This is a genomic window from Mycobacterium sp. TH-M116 (assembly GCF_057473685.1).
Window position 1 is genome coordinate 1 of record NZ_JBYCLC010000042.1, and the last position, 16511, is coordinate 16511.

The 16511-nt window shown below is 69.7% G+C and carries 14 protein-coding genes and 3 pseudogenes; 9 read left to right on the plus strand and 8 right to left on the minus strand.

Annotation, left to right across the window (positions count from 1 at the left end; translation table 11 throughout):
• Nucleotides 1–1095 (plus strand): annotated as a pseudogene (locus AC2VOK_RS01805) (AAA family ATPase); the annotation flags it as partial.
• 99 nt (nt 1096–1194) lie between these two features.
• Here AC2VOK_RS01805 and AC2VOK_RS01810 read toward each other — a convergent pair.
• The 3 genes and pseudogenes from AC2VOK_RS01810 to dapE form a co-directional block, all read right to left on the minus strand.
• Nucleotides 1195–1566: pseudogene (locus AC2VOK_RS01810) on the minus strand (PIN domain-containing protein); the annotation flags it as partial.
• A 27-nt stretch (nt 1567–1593) separates the two neighbouring features.
• The gene (locus AC2VOK_RS01815; RefSeq protein ID WP_421529203.1) at nt 1594–1842 is read right to left on the minus strand and encodes a type II toxin-antitoxin system Phd/YefM family antitoxin; all 249 of its coding nucleotides are present in this window, start codon (nt 1840–1842) and stop codon (nt 1594–1596) included.
• A gap of 49 nt (nt 1843–1891) precedes the next feature.
• The gene (dapE, locus tag AC2VOK_RS01820) at nt 1892–2956 is read right to left on the minus strand and encodes a succinyl-diaminopimelate desuccinylase (RefSeq protein WP_428898954.1); all 1065 of its coding nucleotides are present in this window, start codon (nt 2954–2956) and stop codon (nt 1892–1894) included.
• A gap of 87 nt (nt 2957–3043) precedes the next feature.
• On the opposite strand from dapE, the gene dapD reads away from it, so the two are divergent.
• The gene (gene dapD, locus AC2VOK_RS01825; protein WP_428898963.1) at nt 3044–4000 is read left to right on the plus strand and encodes a 2,3,4,5-tetrahydropyridine-2,6-dicarboxylate N-succinyltransferase; all 957 of its coding nucleotides are present in this window, start codon (nt 3044–3046) and stop codon (nt 3998–4000) included.
• A 31-nt stretch (nt 4001–4031) separates the two neighbouring features.
• Here dapD and AC2VOK_RS01830 read toward each other — a convergent pair whose 3' ends face one another.
• From AC2VOK_RS01830 to AC2VOK_RS01840, 3 genes are all read right to left on the minus strand, one after another.
• A complete protein-coding gene (locus tag AC2VOK_RS01830) occupies nt 4032–5342 on the minus strand; it encodes an MFS transporter (protein ID WP_428898964.1) in 1311 nt (436 codons plus the stop codon).
• 86 nt (nt 5343–5428) lie between these two features.
• A complete protein-coding gene (locus AC2VOK_RS01835) occupies nt 5429–6850 on the minus strand; it encodes an acyl-CoA synthetase (protein ID WP_428898955.1) in 1422 nt (473 codons plus the stop codon).
• An 85-nt stretch (nt 6851–6935) separates the two neighbouring features.
• The gene (locus tag AC2VOK_RS01840; RefSeq protein ID WP_428898965.1) at nt 6936–8405 is read right to left on the minus strand and encodes an aldehyde dehydrogenase family protein; all 1470 of its coding nucleotides are present in this window, start codon (nt 8403–8405) and stop codon (nt 6936–6938) included.
• Between the two features lie 341 nt (nt 8406–8746).
• Here AC2VOK_RS01840 and AC2VOK_RS01845 point away from each other — a divergent pair.
• From AC2VOK_RS01845 to AC2VOK_RS01870, 6 genes and pseudogenes are all read left to right on the plus strand, one after another.
• Nucleotides 8747–8989, plus strand: a pseudogene (locus tag AC2VOK_RS01845) (cytochrome P450); the annotation flags it as partial.
• Between the two features lie 278 nt (nt 8990–9267).
• Nucleotides 9268–9735, plus strand: coding sequence for an FAS1-like dehydratase domain-containing protein (locus AC2VOK_RS01850; RefSeq protein ID WP_428898966.1), 468 nt, complete (start codon nt 9268–9270; stop codon nt 9733–9735).
• Nucleotides 9735–10130, plus strand: coding sequence for a Zn-ribbon domain-containing OB-fold protein (locus AC2VOK_RS01855; protein ID WP_428898956.1), 396 nt, complete (start codon nt 9735–9737; stop codon nt 10128–10130). Before AC2VOK_RS01850 ends, AC2VOK_RS01855 begins: the two co-directional genes overlap by 1 nt.
• Nucleotides 10131–10193: 63 nt before the next feature.
• On the plus strand, nt 10194–10673 hold the full coding sequence (locus tag AC2VOK_RS01860; RefSeq protein ID WP_428898957.1) for a MaoC family dehydratase: 480 nt from the start codon (nt 10194–10196) through the stop codon (nt 10671–10673).
• The gene (locus AC2VOK_RS01865) at nt 10670–11839 is read left to right on the plus strand and encodes a lipid-transfer protein (RefSeq protein WP_428898958.1); all 1170 of its coding nucleotides are present in this window, start codon (nt 10670–10672) and stop codon (nt 11837–11839) included. The genes AC2VOK_RS01860 and AC2VOK_RS01865 overlap by 4 nt, the downstream gene beginning before the upstream one ends.
• 7 nt (nt 11840–11846) lie before the next feature.
• Nucleotides 11847–12500, plus strand: a complete 654-nt coding sequence (locus tag AC2VOK_RS01870) for a TetR/AcrR family transcriptional regulator (protein ID WP_428898959.1) — start codon at nt 11847–11849, stop codon at nt 12498–12500.
• An 18-nt stretch (nt 12501–12518) separates the two neighbouring features.
• Here the strand turns inward: AC2VOK_RS01870 and AC2VOK_RS01875 are convergent, their stop codons facing one another.
• Both AC2VOK_RS01875 and pruA read right to left on the minus strand, forming a co-directional pair.
• The gene (locus AC2VOK_RS01875; protein ID WP_428898960.1) at nt 12519–13493 is read right to left on the minus strand and encodes a proline dehydrogenase family protein; all 975 of its coding nucleotides are present in this window, start codon (nt 13491–13493) and stop codon (nt 12519–12521) included.
• The gene (gene pruA, locus AC2VOK_RS01880; protein WP_428898961.1) at nt 13493–15124 is read right to left on the minus strand and encodes an L-glutamate gamma-semialdehyde dehydrogenase; all 1632 of its coding nucleotides are present in this window, start codon (nt 15122–15124) and stop codon (nt 13493–13495) included. Before pruA ends, AC2VOK_RS01875 begins: the two co-directional genes overlap by 1 nt.
• 84 nt (nt 15125–15208) lie before the next feature.
• Here pruA and AC2VOK_RS01885 point away from each other — a divergent pair.
• The coding region (locus AC2VOK_RS01885; RefSeq protein WP_428898962.1) for a PucR family transcriptional regulator at nt 15209–16511 on the plus strand (1303 nt) is incomplete at its 3' end.

Here is a 16511-nt window from a genome sequence, read left to right on the forward strand (position 1 = left end):
GCGGTGCTGAGCGCCGTCGACGGCGCCGCGTTGGCCGAACCCGACCTGATGGCCTTCACGCTGCTGCGCGCGGCCAACCAGTTCTGGATGCTCGGCGAGCCCGAACGCGCCACCGCGTTCCTGCGGACCGTCCGCAACAGAATCGCCGACGCTGCCTCGCTGACCACTCTGGACGCGCTGAGCGCCACCTTCGCGATGAACGCCGGCAACGTCGGCCATGCCGTCGAGATCGCCCGAAAGGTGCTGGCATCGCCGTCGGCCGACGACCAGGCGGTGGCCTGGGCGGCCAGCGCGGCCGCGCTGTGCTCAGCGCGGCAGGGCCGGTTCGCCGACGTCGAGCCCATGGCCCAACGCGCCCTGGCCGCAGAACATCCCGGGCTGCTGCGTTTCACCATCGGGTTGGGGCAGACCACCGCGCTGGTGATGGCCGGCCGGCTGGACGCGGCGGCCGAGCTCGCCCAGCAGTTCACCGATTTCGCCGAGCTGCAGCAGCCGGGCCGCGCGATCGGCGAAGTGCTGCTGGCCCATGTGCTGATCGCCGCCGGGGAATTCGGCCGGGCCGCCGCGCTGCTCGGCCCGGCGGCCACCGCGCTGGAACGCACCGGGTATTCGTGGGGACCGCTGTCGTTGACGCTACTGGCCACCGCGCTGGCGCAGCTGGGCGACACCGCGGCGGCGGCAAAAGCATTGAGCAGGGCTGACTCTCGCCACGGAACCAAGTCGGCGCTGTTCGCTCCCGAGCTCGGTGTGGCGCGGGCCTGGCGGCTGGCCGCGGTGCGCGACACACACGGCGCCATAGCCGCAGCCCGGGACGCCGCGCGGATGGCCGAACGCGGCGGCCAGCCGGGCACGGCGCTGCGGGCATGGTATGAGGCGTTGCGGCTCGGGGACATTCGCGCCGCGGATCCGTTGGCCCGACTGTGCGACGAGATCGATTGTGTCTTCGGGACAATCGCGCTGTCCCACGCTCGGGCCCTGGCCGCCGGCGACGAGTCGGCGTTGCGCGCCGTGTCCGACGACCTGTCGGCAATCGGCATGCGTGCAGCGGCCGCGGATGCGGCCGCTCAGGCGCAGCGGAGTGGCCGACCATCGTGATGTACCGAGCGTCGCGCCGGCGTGCCCCCTGCACGTGGGGCAGGCGGTTGGGCGCCGCCACGGGAAGCGTTCTGCATCAGGGATAAGGGGCGCAACAGCTCAGATGTTGACGACGCGGACAAGGCCTTCCAGCCCCGTGAAGTCGTCGCCGTTGCGGGTGTAGAGATCCAGGCGATGTGCGTGTGCGGTCGCCGCGATCAGCAGATCGGCGAGCCGGCTCCGCGGCTTGCGTCCTTCGCGGACCACGGCGGCGACGACGAGCCCGTAACTGCGTGCTGCCGCCGCGTCGAACGGAATCGGTTCGAGTACCGATTCGACTTCCTGCAGCCGGGCCTGCCGCTTCGCCGCTTCGCCCGGGCTGTCGGCCAGATGTGGACCGGACGCCAGTTCGGCCGCGGTGATCGCGGATATCGCCGCCTCGTCGGGCAGCGATGCGAGCACGGCCGGGTCATGCCAGTCGACGACGACCGAGGTGTCGAGAAGACCGGATGAAACGCTTTAGAGCCCCTGGTCGATCAACCGGTCCAGATCGGCGCGGAACCGCCGATGGTCGATCCGCACACCGGCCGTGGCCAGCGCCGCGACTTCATCGCGGGAGATGAAGGAACGACGACCGGCTCTGAGGGGGCGCAGCTCGGCCACTGGTTCACCGTTGCGGGTGACGACGAAAGTCTCACCCGCCGTTACCGCTTCGATCACCTTCGCGTTCTCATTGCGCAGTTCGCGCTGGGCGATGATCCGCACCATGGGGCCAACTGTAGCTAGTAGCGCTACAGCCTGCTACACCGTCAGCCTGCTACACCGTCAGGTAGTGGCGCAGCGTCTCGACCGCGGCGGTGATGTTGGCGACCGGCACGCGCTCGTCGCTACGGTGCGCCATGTTGGGGTCGCCGGGCCCGAAATTGACCGCCGGTATGCCCAGCGCGGCGAACCGCGCCACGTCCGTCCAGCCGTATTTCGCCCGGACTCGCCCGTCGGCGGCCTCGATCAGGGCCCTGGCGGCGGGCTGCGCCAGCCCGGGCAGGGCGCCCGGTGCGGCGTCGGTCTGCTCGATACGGGCGTCGAGCCCGTCGAACACCTCGTGCACGTGCGCCAGCGCGGCGGCCACCGACCGGTCGGGGGCGAAACGGAAGTTGATCGTCACCGAGGCGGCGTCGGGGATCACGTTGCCGGCCACGCCGCCCTCGATCCGCACAGCCGACAACCCCTCGCGGTAGGTGCACCCGTCGATGTCCACGGAGCGCGCCCGGTAGCTCGCCAGCCGCTCCAGGACCGGGCTCAGTTTGTGAATCGCGTTGTCGCCCAACCAGGAACGTGCCGAATGCGCGCGGGTGCCGGTGGACCCGATCACCACGCGCAGCGTTCCCTGGCAGCCGGCTTCGATGTATCCGCCGGTAGGCTCGCCCAGGACGGCGACGTCGGCGGACAGCCAGTCCAGCAGCTCGCGCTCGATGCGGCCCAAACCATTGGCGGCGGCTTCGACTTCCTCGCAGTCGTAGAACACCAGCGTGAGGTCGTGCACCGGTTCGGCCACGGTGGCGGCCAGGTGCAGGAACACCGCGTCACCGGATTTCATGTCGGCGGCCCCGCAGCCGTAGAGCATCTCGCCGTCGCGGCGGCTGGGCAGGTTGTCGGCCGCCGGGACGGTGTCGAGGTGTCCGGCCAGCAACACCCGCGACGGCCGACCCCGGTGGGTGCGCGCCAGGACGGCGTTGCCGTTGCGGACGATCTCGAAGCCCGACGTCTGGGCGCGCAGCGCAGCCTCCACCTCGTCGGCCAGGCGGGCCTCGTGTCGCGATTCGCTGGGAATGTCGACCAGCGCCGCGGTCAGTGCGATCGGGTCCCCGCGCAAGTCCAGCACGATCCCAAGTATGCCGAGCAGACGCACACGCTCCTATTTTCGCCCCGAACCGGGCGCTTTTGTGTCTGCTCGCCGGGGACAAGTACCCTGACCGCCGTGACTGGAGCTGCAGGAATCGGGCTGGCGACGCTGGCCTCCGACGGATCGATCCTCGACACCTGGTTCCCCGCACCGGTATTGACCGAACCGGGCGCCGCCACCGCCACATCGCGGCTCGCCGCGTCGCAGGTTCCCCAGGACCTGGGTGCGCTGGTCGGCCGCGACGAGGACCGCGGCACCGAGACCGTCGCGGTGCGCACGGTCATCGGCTCGCTGGACGACGTCGCCGCCGACTCCTACGACGCCTACCTCCGGTTACATCTGCTCTCGCACCGGATGGTGGTCCCGCATGGCCTGAACGCGGGCGGGCTGTTCGGCGTGTTGAGCAACGTGGTGTGGACCAACCACGGCCCCTGCGCCGTCGACGGGTTCGAGTCGGTCCGGACCCGGCTGCGCCGCCGCGGGCCGGTGACCGTCTACGGCGTCGACAAGTTCCCGCGGATGGTCGACTACGTCGTGCCCACCGGGGTGCGCATCGCGGATGCCGACCGGGTGCGCCTCGGCGCCCACCTGGCGCCCGGCACCACCGTGATGCACGAGGGCTTCGTCAACTTCAACGCCGGCACGCTGGGCGCGTCGATGGTCGAAGGCCGCATCTCCGCCGGTGTGCTGGTGGGCGACGGGTCGGACATCGGTGGCGGCGCGTCGATCATGGGCACCCTGTCGGGCGGCGGCACGCAGGTCATCGCGATCGGGAAGCGCTGCCTGCTGGGGGCGAATGCGGGGCTGGGCATCTCGCTCGGCGACGACTGCGTCGTCGAGGCCGGCCTCTACGTCACCGCGGGCACCAAGGTTGCCCTGCCCGGCGGCACGACGGTCAAGGCCCGTGACCTGTCCGGCGCCGACAACCTGCTGTTCCGCCGCAACTCGGTCACCGGGGCCGTCGAGGTGACCTCGCGCGACGGCCAGGGCATCGCGCTCAACGCCGAACTGCACGCCAACTGACGTCGGCGGCAGCCGTTGGACTGCAGGGGAGTCAGCGGCAGCCGTTGGACTGCAGGTCGGGCAACGCGGCCGGCCCCAACGCCGCCCCGTTGGTCTCCGGCAGCAAATAGGTGCTCACCAGGCTGATCGACACCAGCGCGGCCAGCAGCAGGCTCAGCGCCCAACTGCCGAAGCTGGCCAGCAGTGTGCCGGCGATCAGCGGCGGCAACGCGCCGCCGAGGATGCCAGCGAGGTTGCTGGACAGCGCGGTGCCGGTGTAGCGGTAGCGGGTGGCGAACAGTTCGGGCACGAATGACGCGGTGGGGCCGGAGGCGATCGCGCCGACGGCGTACATGCCGACGATCGCGACCGCGAACAGGACCGGGCTGCCGGTGTCCATCAGCGGGATCACCACCAGCGACCACGGCAGCGACGCCGTCCGGCCCACCAGCATCATCCGGCGCCGCCCGACCCGGTCGGACAGGCTCGCGGAGATCGCGACCAGCGCGATGCTGGCCAGCCCGCCCAGCACCCCGACGACCAGGATCAGGGTGCGCGAGTGCCCCAGTTCGCTCTGGGCGTACCGGGCCAGGTAGGTGCTGGCCATGTAGACGAATCCGAAACCGCTGACGACGCTGCCCCCGGCCAGGGCGATCGTGCGGTGTTCGCGGCGCAGCACCTCTGTGATCGGCGCTTCGGTGACGACCTCAGAGACGACCCTGCGGGCCTTCTCACGGGCGAACACCGGCGTCTCGTCGATGTTGAGCCGCACGTACAGGGCGACGACGATCAGCGCCGCGCTGATCAAAAACGGCACCCGCCATCCCCATTGCAGGAATGCGGCGCTCTTTTCGCCGATGGTCGCGTTCACCCCGAGGAACACCAGGCTGGTCAGCACCAGCGCGACACCCCCGCCCAGCGGGGTGAACATGCCGTACCGGCCGCGCTTGCCGGCGGGCGCGTACTCGGCGCTCAGCAGCGCCGACCCCGCCCACTCGCCGCCGACCGCGAACCCCTGCAGCACCCGCAGCGCGATCAGCAGCATCGGGGCGGCCGCCCCGATGGTCGCGGGGGTGGGCACCATGCCCACCCCCAACGTGGACACCGCCATGATCAGCAGGGTGGCGACGAGCGTCTTCTTGCGCCCCAACCGGTCCCCGAGGTGCCCGAACACCGCCGCACCGAGCGGCCGGGAGAGAAACGCGGTCGCAAACGTCCCCATCGAGGCGACCGTGGCCATCGTCGCGCTCAGGTGCGGGAAGAACACGGTGGGGAACACCAATGCGGCCGCGATGCCGTAGATGAGGAAGTCGTAGAACTCGATGGCGGAGCCGACCAGGCAGGCGGCGGCCACCCGTCGCATCGGCGTGCCGACGGTACCGGCGTGGGTTGTCACGGTAACGACGGTAGGCGACGATGCGCGGGCGCGCTCGGGGACAGGCCGCGCTCTCACCCCTCGGACAGCAGTTGTTTCTTGAGGACTTTGCCCATGGCGTTGCGGGGCAGCGACTCCACGAAGCGCACCTCGCGCGGCCGCTTGTGCACCGAAAGCTGCTGGGCGACATGGTTGACCAGCTCGTCGGCGGACAGGCCCGACGATCCGACGACGTAGGCGACGATGCGCTGGCCCAGGTCGGCGTCGGGCAGCCCGACGACGGCCACCTCCCCCACGCCCGGATGCCCCAGCAACACCGTCTCGATCTCGCCCGCGCCGATGCGGTATCCGCCGGACTTGATCAGGTCCACCGACTCGCGTCCGACGATGCGGTGCATTCCGTCGCCGTCGACGACCGCGACGTCCCCGGTGCGATACCAGCCGTCGGCGTCGAACGCCTCGGCGGTGGCGTCCGGGCGGTTGAGGTAGCCGTCGAACATGGTCGGCCCGCGAACCTGCAACCGGCCGACCGTTTCCCCGTCGTGCGGCGCCGGGCCGCCGCCCTCGCCGAGCAACCGGGTCTGCACGCCGGGCAGCGGCAGCCCCACCCAGCCGGCGCGGCGCTCACCGTCCACGCGCGTGGACAGCGTGATCAGCGACTCCGAGGCGCCGTAGCGTTCGACGGGCCGATGCCCGGTGAGCCCGGCGAGCCCGTCGAACACCGGAGCCGGCAGCGGCGCGCTGCCGGACACCAGCAGCCGCGCGCTGCTCAGCGCCCGGGCGGCGGACTCGTCGGCGACCACCCGCGACCACACCGTCGGGACGCCGAAGTACAGCGTGCCACCGGCCTGCGAGCACGCCTGCGCGTATCCCGCGGGCGTGGGTCTCCCAGTGTGCACGAAGCGGTTTCCCACCCGCAGCGACCCGAGCAGCCCGAGCACCAGGCCGTGCACGTGGAACAGCGGCAGTCCGTGCACCAGGACGTCCTCGGGGGTCCACTGCCAGGCGTCGACGAGCGCGTCGAGGTCGGCGGCGATCGCCCGCCGGCTCAGCACCACGCCCTTGGGCAGCCCGGTGGTGCCCGAGGTGTAGATGACCATCGCGGTCGCGTCGGGCGACGGCTCGGGATAGCGGTGCCAGGAGCGCGCGTGCAGGCGGACCGGGATGTGCGGCAGGCCCTCGGGCTCGTCCGGCCGGGGCCCCAGCCAGGCCTGCACGCCGGAATCGGTGAGCATGTGGCGGCGTTCGGAGGCACCGACGTCGGCGGGCACCGGGACGAACGGGACGCCGGCGATCAGGCAACCGGTGACCGCCAGCACCGTCGCTGCGGTCGGGGTGGCCAGCACCGCGAGGCGGTCCGCGCCGGACACCCGCTCGGCCACCGACGTCGCGGCGCCGAGCAGGTCGCCGCGGCTGAGGGTGACGCCGTCGATGCGCACCGCGTCGGCGATGTCGGTCGCGGTGACGAGCGCGGGGTTCAGGGAATCCAGCAGCACGTGAGCAGGTTACTGCTCGACGCAGATCTTGGGATCCGGGTGGCCCGGGATCGCCCCGCCGCGCCGCAGCCCGGCCACGGGTTCGTCAGGCGGGAATCCCGATGGCCTTCACCTCCGTGTACTGGTGCAACCCGCGAATCCCGCCGCTCTCCCGGCCGAATCCGCTCAACTTGAAGCCCCCGAACGGGGCGTCGCCGGGCCCCACGCCGTTGATCGCGATCTGCCCGGTGCGGATACGGCGGGCGAGACCGAGTGCCCGGTCCACGTCGCCGCCCCATACGGCGCCGGACAGGCCGTAGCGGGAGTTGTTCGCGATCGCCACGGCGTCGTCGTCGCCGGAGTAGCGCAACACCGCAAGAACGGGGCCGAAGACCTCCTCCTGGGCGATCGCCGAGTCCGGGTCGACCTCGGTGAGAATCGTCGGCTCGACATAGAACCCGGCATCCAGCCCGGCCGGACGGCCGCCGCCGGTCACCAGTTTCGCCCCGTCGCCGACCGCCCCGTCGACGTGCTTGTGGACGCGGTCGCGCTGGGCCGCGCTGATCAGCGGTCCCATCTGCGTCGCGGGGTCCCGTGGGTCGCCGACCACCACGTCGCCGGCGAGCGCGACCAGCCGATCGACGATGTCGTCGTGCAACGAATCGGGCAGCAGCAGCCGGCTGTGCAGGATGCAGGCCTGCCCGGCGTGCAGTGAGCAGCAGTTGAACAGCAACTGCTGCAGCATCTCGTCGGTGACGGTCGCGTCGTCCAGGACGATGCTGGCCGACTTGCCGCCGCACTCCAGCAGCAGCCGCGTCATGGCGTCGCCCGCAGCGCGCATGACCTCGCAGCCGACGGCCGAGCTGCCGGTGAAGCTGATCATGTCGATGCGCGGGTCGGTGGTGAGCAGCGTGGCGGCCGGCAGGCCCGACGGCGTCACGACGTTGACCACCCCCGGCGGGATGTCGGTGTGCTCGTCGATGATTCGGGCCAGCGCGAGCCCGGCCAGCGGCGTCAGCGGCGACGGCTTGAGCACGACGGTGTTGCCCGCGGCCAGCGCGTTGTTCACCTTCATGACGTTGAGGATGTGCGGGAAGTTCCACGGCGTCAGGATGGACACCACACCGAGGGGCTCGTGGCGCAGCACGGTGGTACCGGCGCCGATCCCGGTGACCGGCTCGTCGACCAGCTGTGTGGCCAACTGGGCGGCGTGCATGGACGTGTATCCGGCGCCGTCGATCTGCATCATGCGTTCGTTGGCGACGCAGCCCCACTCCGCCTGCGCGAGCGCGAAGAACTCGTCGGCGTGCTCGAGCAGCGCGGCGCCGAGCTGGTTGAGGCAGCCGGACCGGCCCTCCGGGCCCATGCGCGACCAGGGGCCGTCGTCGAACGCGCGGCGCGCGGCCGCGATCGCGTCGCCGACCTGCGCGGCGCTCGCGTCGGGGGCGCCGGCGATGACCTGCTCGGTCGCCGGGTCGATGTCGTCGTAGCGGCCGTCCTCCGGTTCGACCCAGCAGCCGTCGATATAGAGCCGATAGGTGTCGGCCAGGGGACCCGGAGGTGATGACTCGGCCATGCGCTTCCTCACGGAACGTCGGACATCTTGCGAGACAGTGTTCACCCGTGCCGCCGCGGCGTCAATCACCGCGAACACGAATTTTCCTGTATCGCACCGGTTTCAACCGAGTGCACGCGTTGTTGACTTAACCGGTGGGCCGGAGTAGACACAACGTCTCAAGACATATCGAATCACTATGTCGGATCGTGTGTCCAGGGAGGCCGGCCGTGCAGACCACTGTTCCACTGCACTCCCCCGATTTCTATGCCGCCGACCCCTACCCGGCGTACCGGGAACTGCGCGCGACCAACCCGGTCTGCTGGAACGACGTCACCCACTTCTGGGCGCTGCTGAAGTACGAGGACATCCTCGGCCCCGACTCCGAGGAGTTCAAGGTCACCCGCCACCCGAACCCGCACATCGCCTTCGGCTGCGGCGAACATTCATGCGTGGGAGCGCAATTGGCGCGCCTGGAGGCGCGCGTGGTATTCGAGGAGCTGCTGCGCCGGTTTCCCCGGCTGGAGCTGGTGGGCGAGGTGGCCCGGATGCGGGCCACGATGGTCCCCGGGGTGAAGCGGATGCCGGTACGGCTCGGGGCCTGACATGTATCTGGACTACCAGACCGCCCAACTGGGGTGGCGCGAGCCCCGCGACCTTCGCGCTTCCCACGATGACCGCTTCCCACGATGACCGCTTCCCACGATGGCCGCTTCCCACGATGACCGCTTCCCACGATGACCGCTTCCCACGATGACAAAGACAAAGATAAAGACGGCCATCCCAAAGGAGGACAGGGTTCGTGAGGAAACCAGATACGGCGTTCCACGCCAAGCTGCGGGCGCTCGTCGACCGGCCCACCGGCGGCACCGGAAAACCCTCGGTGGCACCGGATCCGGTGAACCAGCCGATGATCCGCCACTGGGCCCACGCCCTGGGCGACATGAACCCGGTCTACCTCGACCCGCAGTTCGCGGCCGCGTCGCGGTTCGGCGGCGTCGTGTCACCCCCGGTCATGCTCCAGACCTGGACGATGCCGTCGCCGAAACTCGAAGGCATCGGAGAACGCGGCGGTGCGCCCGTCGAGATCGACGACAATCCCACGGCGTTTCTCGACGAGGCCGGATACACCAGCACGGTTGCCACCAACTCCGAGTTCGAGATCGAGCGCTACCCGCGGCTGGGCGATGTCATCAGCGCGACATCGGTGTACGAGGAGGTCTCCGAGGAGAAGAAGACAGCACTGGGTACCGGGTTCTTTCTCACCTGGGTGACCACCTACACCGACCAGAACGGCGAGGTGCTCGGGCGGCAACGATTCCGCGTGCTGCGATTCAGGCCGCAGCGCTGATGGCCTCCCGCCCGGTCCCGACGCTCAGCCCGGACACCGAGTTCTTCTGGAACGGACTGCGCGAGCACAAACTGCTGATCCAGCGCTGCACCGGATGCGGGGCGCTGCGCCACCCGCCGCGGCCGATGTGCCCGAAATGCCGTTCCCTGGAGTGGGACACGGTGCAGGCATCGGGCCGCGGCACTGTCTACAGCCACGTGATGCCGCGCGAACCCCGGTTCCCCTTCCTCGAGTACCCCTACATCGTCGTGCTGGTGGAACTCGCCGAGGGGATTCGGCTGGTGTCGAACCTGTGCGACATCGACCCGGCCGACGTCACGGTCGGGATGGAAGTCGAGGTCTTCTATCAGACGTTCGATGACCTGGTGCTGCACCAGTTCCGTCCAGCCGGTTGAGCCATCGTGGCTTTCACCAGCGCAGCTCGCCGGCACCGCCAGCACCTACCCGGAAGGAAACCGATGACGACCACCCAGACCCGCACCACCACCTTGCGGTGGGCCGACATCGACGTCGGCGACGAGGTGACCCCACTCGAAATCCCCATCACCACGACGATGATCGTCGCCGGCGCGATCGCCTCCCGCGACTTCATGCCCGTGCACCACGACCGCGACTACGCCGACAAGCAGGGCTCGCCGAACCTGTTCATGAACATCCTGACCAGCAACGGCTATTGCGTCCGCTTCCTCACCGACTGGGCCGGGCCCGAAGCGATGATCACCAAACTGTCCATCCGCCTGGGTGTTCCGTGTTTTCCCGACGACCCGCTGCGGTTCACCGGCACTGTGACCGGCAAGACCGGCGGATCGGGCGGTGAGAACTTCGTCGAGGTCACCTTCAAGGCCTCCAACAGTCTCGGCGATCACGTCTCGGGCGCCGCCGTCCTGAGCCTGCTCGACGGGGACTTCGGAAGCGACGTCGAAAAGGGCGAGGCATGACGCGGTCGCTGCCCGGCAGCTGCGCCATCGTCGGCATCGGCCAGACCGAGTTCTCCAAGGAATCCGGGCGCAGCGAATTGCAATTGGCCTGCGAGGCCGTCAGCGCCGCACTCGACGACGCCGGACTGGCACCCGCTGACGTCGACGGCATGGTCACCTTCACCATGGACTCCAGCGACGAGATCGACATCGCCCGCAACGTGGGCATCGGCGACCTGAGCTTCTTCTCCCGCGTGCACCACGGCGGCGGCGCGGCGGCCGGCACCGTGGTACATGCGGCGATGGCGGTCGCCACCGGCATCGCCGATGTCGTGGTGTGCTGGCGCGCCTTCAACGAACGCTCCGGGTTCCGTTTCGGCGGGAGCGGCCGCACCGACTTGGGGACCCCGCTGTTCATGGCGCACTACGCGCCGTTCGGATTGCTCACGCCCGCGGCGTGGGTCGCGATGCACGCCCAGCGCTACATGTCGACCTATCGCGTCACCAACGAGGACTTCGGCCGGATCGCCGTGGTGGACCGAAAGCACGCCGCCACCAACCCCGATGCGTGGTTCTACCAGCGCCCGATCACGCTGGATGACCACCAGAATTCGCGGTGGATCGTCGAACCGGTGCTGCGGCTGCTGGATTGCTGCCAGGAAAGCGACGGCGGGGTCGCACTGGTGGTCACCAGCACCGAACGCGCCCGAAACCTGCGGCAACCGCCGGCCGTCATCACCGCTGCCGCCCAGGGCGCGGCCGCCGACGGCGAGATGATGACCAGCTATTACCGCGAGGACATCACCGGGCTCCCCGAGATGGGCGTGGTCGCCGCGCAGCTGTGGCGCGATTCCGGCCTGAAGCCGCAAGATATCCAAACCGCTTTCATCTACGACCATTTCACCCCGTTCGTGTTCACCCAGCTGGAGGAACTCGGCTTCTGCGGGCGCGGCGAGGCCAAGGACTTCGCCACCATCGAACGGCTGTCGCTGGGTGGGGAGTTCCCGATCAACACCAACGGCGGGCTGCTCGGAGAGGCCTACATCCACGGGATGAACGGCATCACCGAGGGCGTGCGCCAGATCCGCGGAACCTCGCACAACCAGGTCGACAACGTCGAGCACGTGCTGGTCACGTCGGGCACCGGCGTGCCCACCAGCGGCCTGATCCTCGCTCCAGTCCGGTAGAAGCCGGATGACTCAAGCTCAATCTCAAGCGACGGCGACGGCGACGGCGACGGCGACGGCGACGGCGACCGCGACCGCGACCCGCGAGCTGATCGTCAAAGCCGCGTATGCCTGTTTCGGCAGGCGGGGACTGCAGAAGGCCACGATCGTCGACATCGCCAAGGCGGCCGGCATGTCCCGCAGCACGATCTACGAGTACTTCAGCGACAAGGCCGCGATCGTAGAAGCGTGCGCCGAACACGCCTCCGAGCGGTTTTACCGCGAGATGGCCACGACGATGGAGCAAGGCCGCTCTCTCGAGGACAAGCTGAGCCGCGCAGCGGTTTTCGTCACGCAGGCGCGCCGGGTCATCGCAGCCGAGCCGTACTTCGACGAGGACGCGGTCAGCCTGCTGCTCACCAAGGACGCCGTCGTGCTGCTGCGCGAGTGCGTCGAGTTCTTCGCGCCCTATCTCGCCGCGGCCAAGCTGACCGGCGAGGTGCGCAAGGACCTCGACGTCGAGGCCGCCGGGGAATGGTTCGCGCGCATACTGTTCTCGCTGTTCAGCACGCCCTCGTCGACGCTGGACCTGCAAAACCCCGAGGTGGCGGCCGAATTCGTGCGCGCGCACCTGGTACGCGGCTTCGCCGGCGAATGCGGGCGGCCCCGCCGGGGCCAGTGACCGCGGCGAGCCACCAGTTCACACTCGGTGACCCCGGGCCGCCAGGGCCCGCAGGAAGAACGTCAGGTTGGCCGGTCGTTCGGCCAGCCGCCGCATGAAGTAGCCGTACCACTGGTCACCGAAGGGCACGTAGACCCGCACCCGGTTGCCGGCGGCGACCAGTCGCCGCTGCTCGTCGGCACGGATGCCGAACAGCATCTGGTGCTCGAAATCGTTTACGTCACGCCTAGATTCGCGTGCCAGCGACGGTACCGCCGCGATGACTGCGGGATCGTGGGAGGCCACCATGGGGTAGCCCGAACCGGCCATCAGCACGCGCAGGCACCTCAGGTACGAATCGGTGACCACGGCGGGGTCGCGGTAGGCCACCGATGCCGGTTCGTCGTAGGCGCCCTTGCACAAACGGATTCGCGCGCCGGTTGCGGCGAACTCTTCGCAGTCGCCCACTGTGCGACGCAGATAGGCCTGAAGAACCGTGCCCAGCCAGGGAAACTCAACCCGCAGGTCGCGCACGATCGTCAGCGTGGAATCCGTCGTCGTGTGGTCTTCGGCGTCCACCGTCACCCACACCCCGGCTCGCTGCGCCGCCTCACAGATCGCAAAAGCGTTCTCCCGGGCGATCTTCTGGCCGTCGCGGTCGAGCGATTGCCCCAGAGCCGACAGCTTCAGCGACACCTCCAAGGTCCGTACGCCGGCCTCGACGCGGTCGCCGAGCCGGCCCAGCCTCTCGATCAGGCCCACGTAGACGCCCACCGCCGCCTCGGCGTCGTCGGCGCCGGTGACGTCCTCGCCGAGGTAGTCGATGCTGACACAGAGCCCCGAATCACGCAGCGCGGCAGCACTGTTCAATACCGACCCGACCGTCTCCCCGGGCACGAACCGCTGCACCACCGTGCGGGTGACCGGCAACCGTTCGGCGGCGCGGCGCAACCCCTTCCTCCGTCCGGCCGCCAGGATCGCCGGGCGAAGCGTGTTGGCGAAGGCCCGCCCCATCAGTCAGATCCCATGTGCGGGTAGCTGTGGCGGGTCGGCGGGACGAAGGTCTCTTTGATGGTGCGTGCCGACACCCAACGCACCATGTTCAGCAGCGATCCGGCCTTGTCGTTGGTGCCAGAGCCCCGCGATCCGCCGAACGGCTGGCGCCCGACCACCGCACCGGTCGGCTTGTCGTTGACGTAGAAGTTGCCGGCCGTGAACCGCAGCCGGTCCTGCGCCGTCAGCACCGCGCGCCGGTCGTCGGCGATCACCGCGCCGGTCAGCGCGTAGCGGGAGCCGGTGTCGACGACATCGAGGATGCCCTCGTACTGGTCGTCGGGGTAGACGTGCACCGACAGTATCGGCCCGAAGTACTCGGTCGAGAAGGATTCGTCGGTCGGGTCGTCGGACAGCAGCACGGTCGGGCGCACGAAATAGCCTTCACTGTCGTCGTATTCGCCGCCCGCGGCGATGGTCACGCCGGGCGCGCCCTTGGCGCGCTCGATGGCGTTGACGTTCTTGGCGAAGGCGCGGCGGTCGATCACCGCGCCGCCGAAGTTGGCCAGATCGGTGACGTCCCCGTACCGTAGCGCCGCCGCCTCGCCCAGGAAGTCGTCACCCATGCGCTGCCACACCGAATGCGGGATGAAAGCCCGCGACGCAGCCGAGCACTTCTGGCCCTGGTAGTCGAACGCACCGCGGATCAGGGCCGTCGACAGCACCTGTGGGTCCGCCGAGGTGTGTGCGACGACGAAGTCCTTGCCGCCGGTCTCGCCGACCAGCCGCGGGTAGCTGTGATAGCCGCCGATGTTGGCACCCACCTGTTGCCACAGGTGCTGGAAGGTGGCCGTGGACCCGGTGAAGTGGATGCCCGCCAGCCGCGGATCGGCCAGCGCCACGTCGGATACCGCGAAGCCGTCCCCGGTCACCAGGTTGATCACCCCGGGCGACAATCCGGCGGCCTCGAGCAGTTGCATGCTCAGGTAGGCCGACAGCGTCTGGGTGATCGACGGCTTCCACACGACGGTGTTGCCCATCAGCGCCGGGGCCGACGGCAGGTTCGCCGCGATCGAGGTGAAGTTGAACGGGGTGACGGCGTAGACGAAGCCGTCCAGCGGGCGGTAGTCGCTGCGGTTCCATTCGCCGGGCCCGCTGAGCGGCTGCTGCTCGAGGATTTGGCGGGCGAACGCGACGTTGAAACGCCAGAAGTCGATCAGCTCGCACACCGCGTCGATCTCGGCCTGGTACGGCGACTTGGACTGGCCGAGCATCGTCACGGCGGCCATCTTCTCCCGCCACGGCCCCGCAAGCAGGTCGCCCGCGCGCAGAAACACGGCGGCACGTTCCTCGAAGGGCATTGCCGCCCACTCGTTCTTGGCGGCCGTCGCGGCCTCGACCGCCGCTGTGGCTTCGGTGCGCCCGGCATTGGTCAACGTGCCCAGCCTGGCGGCGTGCCGGTGCGGCTGCACGACGTCGATCCGCTCGCCGCCACCCATCCGGTGCTTGCCGCCGATCACGTGCGGAAGGTCGATCGTCCGGCCGGCCACCGCGGCCAACTCGGCGATCAGCCGCGCGCGTTCCGGGGAATGCGGCGCGTAGTCGTGGACAGGTTCGTTGGTGGGTACTGGCACGTGGGTGATCGCATCCATGCCTGCCAGGGTCCCCGCCGCCGCCCCCGATATGTTTGTCCGAGCAGACAGGATTAGTCGAACTGAGTAGTAGAATCGGACAACATGCGGGCGGCCGGTGTCGGACTTGGTCAGTTGCTGCTCGCGTTGGACGCAACCCTGGTCACCCTCGTGAGCGCACCTCGCGGCCTCGACCTTCCCGTGGTCTCGGCGGCACTGATCGACTCCGACGACGTGGGGCTGGGTCTGGCGGCGGCGGCGGGTTCGGCCGACATTTTCTTCCTGCTCGGCGTCGCCGACGACGAGGCGCTGAAATGGGTGGACAGGCAGGCGCGCGAACACGTGCCCGCGGCGATCTTCGTCAAGGAGCCCTCGGACGCGCTGGTGACCAAGGCGGTGGCGGCCGGCTCGGCGGTGGTGGCCGTGGAGCCCAGGGCCCGCTGGGAGCGGCTCTATCAGCTGGTCAACCACGTGCTGGAGCATCACGGGGACCGCGCCGACCCGGCGGACGACTCGGGCACCGACCTGTTCGGGCTGGCGCAGTCGCTGGCCGACCGCATCCACGGCATGGTCAGCATCGAAAACGCCGAGTCGCAGGTACTCGCCTATTCGGCCTCCAACGACGAAGCCGACGAGCTGCGCAGGCTCTCCATTCTGGGCAGGGCCGGCCCGCCGGAGCACCTCAAGTGGATCGGTCAGTGGGGCATCTTCGACGCGCTGCGCGCCGGCGGCGAGGTGGTGCGCGTCGACGAACGCCCGGCCCTGGGGCTGCGGCCGCGGCTGGCGGTCGGGATCTACCAACCGGCGAACACCGGTCCGCGCCGCGCCCCGGTGTTCGCCGGCACCATCTGGGTGCAGCAGGGTTCGCGGCCGCTGGCCGACGACGCCGAGGAGGTCTTGCGGGGCGCGGCCGTGTTGGCGGGACGGATCATCGCGCGGCTGGCGGCGCGGCCGTCGCCACAGTCGCGCCGGGTGCAGCAGCTGCTGGGACTGACGGACGGCGAGCCCGTCTCGCCGTCCGCGGTGTCCGCCATCGCCGCAGAGCTCGGTGCCGCCGTCGACGGCAGCGCGGTGCTGATCGGATGGGATACCGCGGACACCACCGCGCCCCGCCCTCCGCGACTTGCCGACGTTGTCGCGTTGAGCGCGAGCGCGTTTCGCGGGGACGCGCAGGTGGCCGCACATCGCTCCCGCATCTATGTGCTGTTGCCCCAGACCGCGACGACGCGGTCGGTCAACTCCTGGGTCCGCGGCACGATCGGCGCGCTGCGCGCCGAGCTCGGTATCGAGCTGCGAGCCGCCATCGCCGCACCGGTCGCCGGTCTGGCGGCTGTCGCAGCGGCGCGCACCGAGGTGGACCGCGTGCTCGACAGTGCCGAGCGCCATCCGGTGTCGATCGGGCAGGTCA

Bases quoted from the DNA above. Each gene is read 5' to 3' on its own strand.
- AC2VOK_RS01815 (WP_421529203.1), bottom strand. From the start codon at position 1,842: ATGGTGCGGATCATCGCCCAGCGCGAACTGCGCAATGAGAACGCGAAG.
- AC2VOK_RS01830 (WP_428898964.1), bottom strand. From the start codon at position 5,342: ATGCGACGGGTGGCCGCCGCCTGCCTGGTCGGCTCCGCCATCGAGTTC.
- AC2VOK_RS01840 (WP_428898965.1), bottom strand. From the start codon at position 8,405: ATGGCCGAGTCATCACCTCCGGGTCCCCTGGCCGACACCTATCGGCTC.
- AC2VOK_RS01855 (WP_428898956.1), top strand. From the start codon at position 9,735: ATGGCCTCCCGCCCGGTCCCGACGCTCAGCCCGGACACCGAGTTCTTC.
- AC2VOK_RS01860 (WP_428898957.1), top strand. From the start codon at position 10,194: ATGACGACCACCCAGACCCGCACCACCACCTTGCGGTGGGCCGACATC.
- AC2VOK_RS01865 (WP_428898958.1), top strand. From the start codon at position 10,670: ATGACGCGGTCGCTGCCCGGCAGCTGCGCCATCGTCGGCATCGGCCAG.
- AC2VOK_RS01870 (WP_428898959.1), top strand. From the start codon at position 11,847: ATGACTCAAGCTCAATCTCAAGCGACGGCGACGGCGACGGCGACGGCG.
- AC2VOK_RS01875 (WP_428898960.1), bottom strand. From the start codon at position 13,493: ATGGGGCGGGCCTTCGCCAACACGCTTCGCCCGGCGATCCTGGCGGCC.
- pruA (WP_428898961.1), bottom strand. From the start codon at position 15,124: ATGGATGCGATCACCCACGTGCCAGTACCCACCAACGAACCTGTCCAC.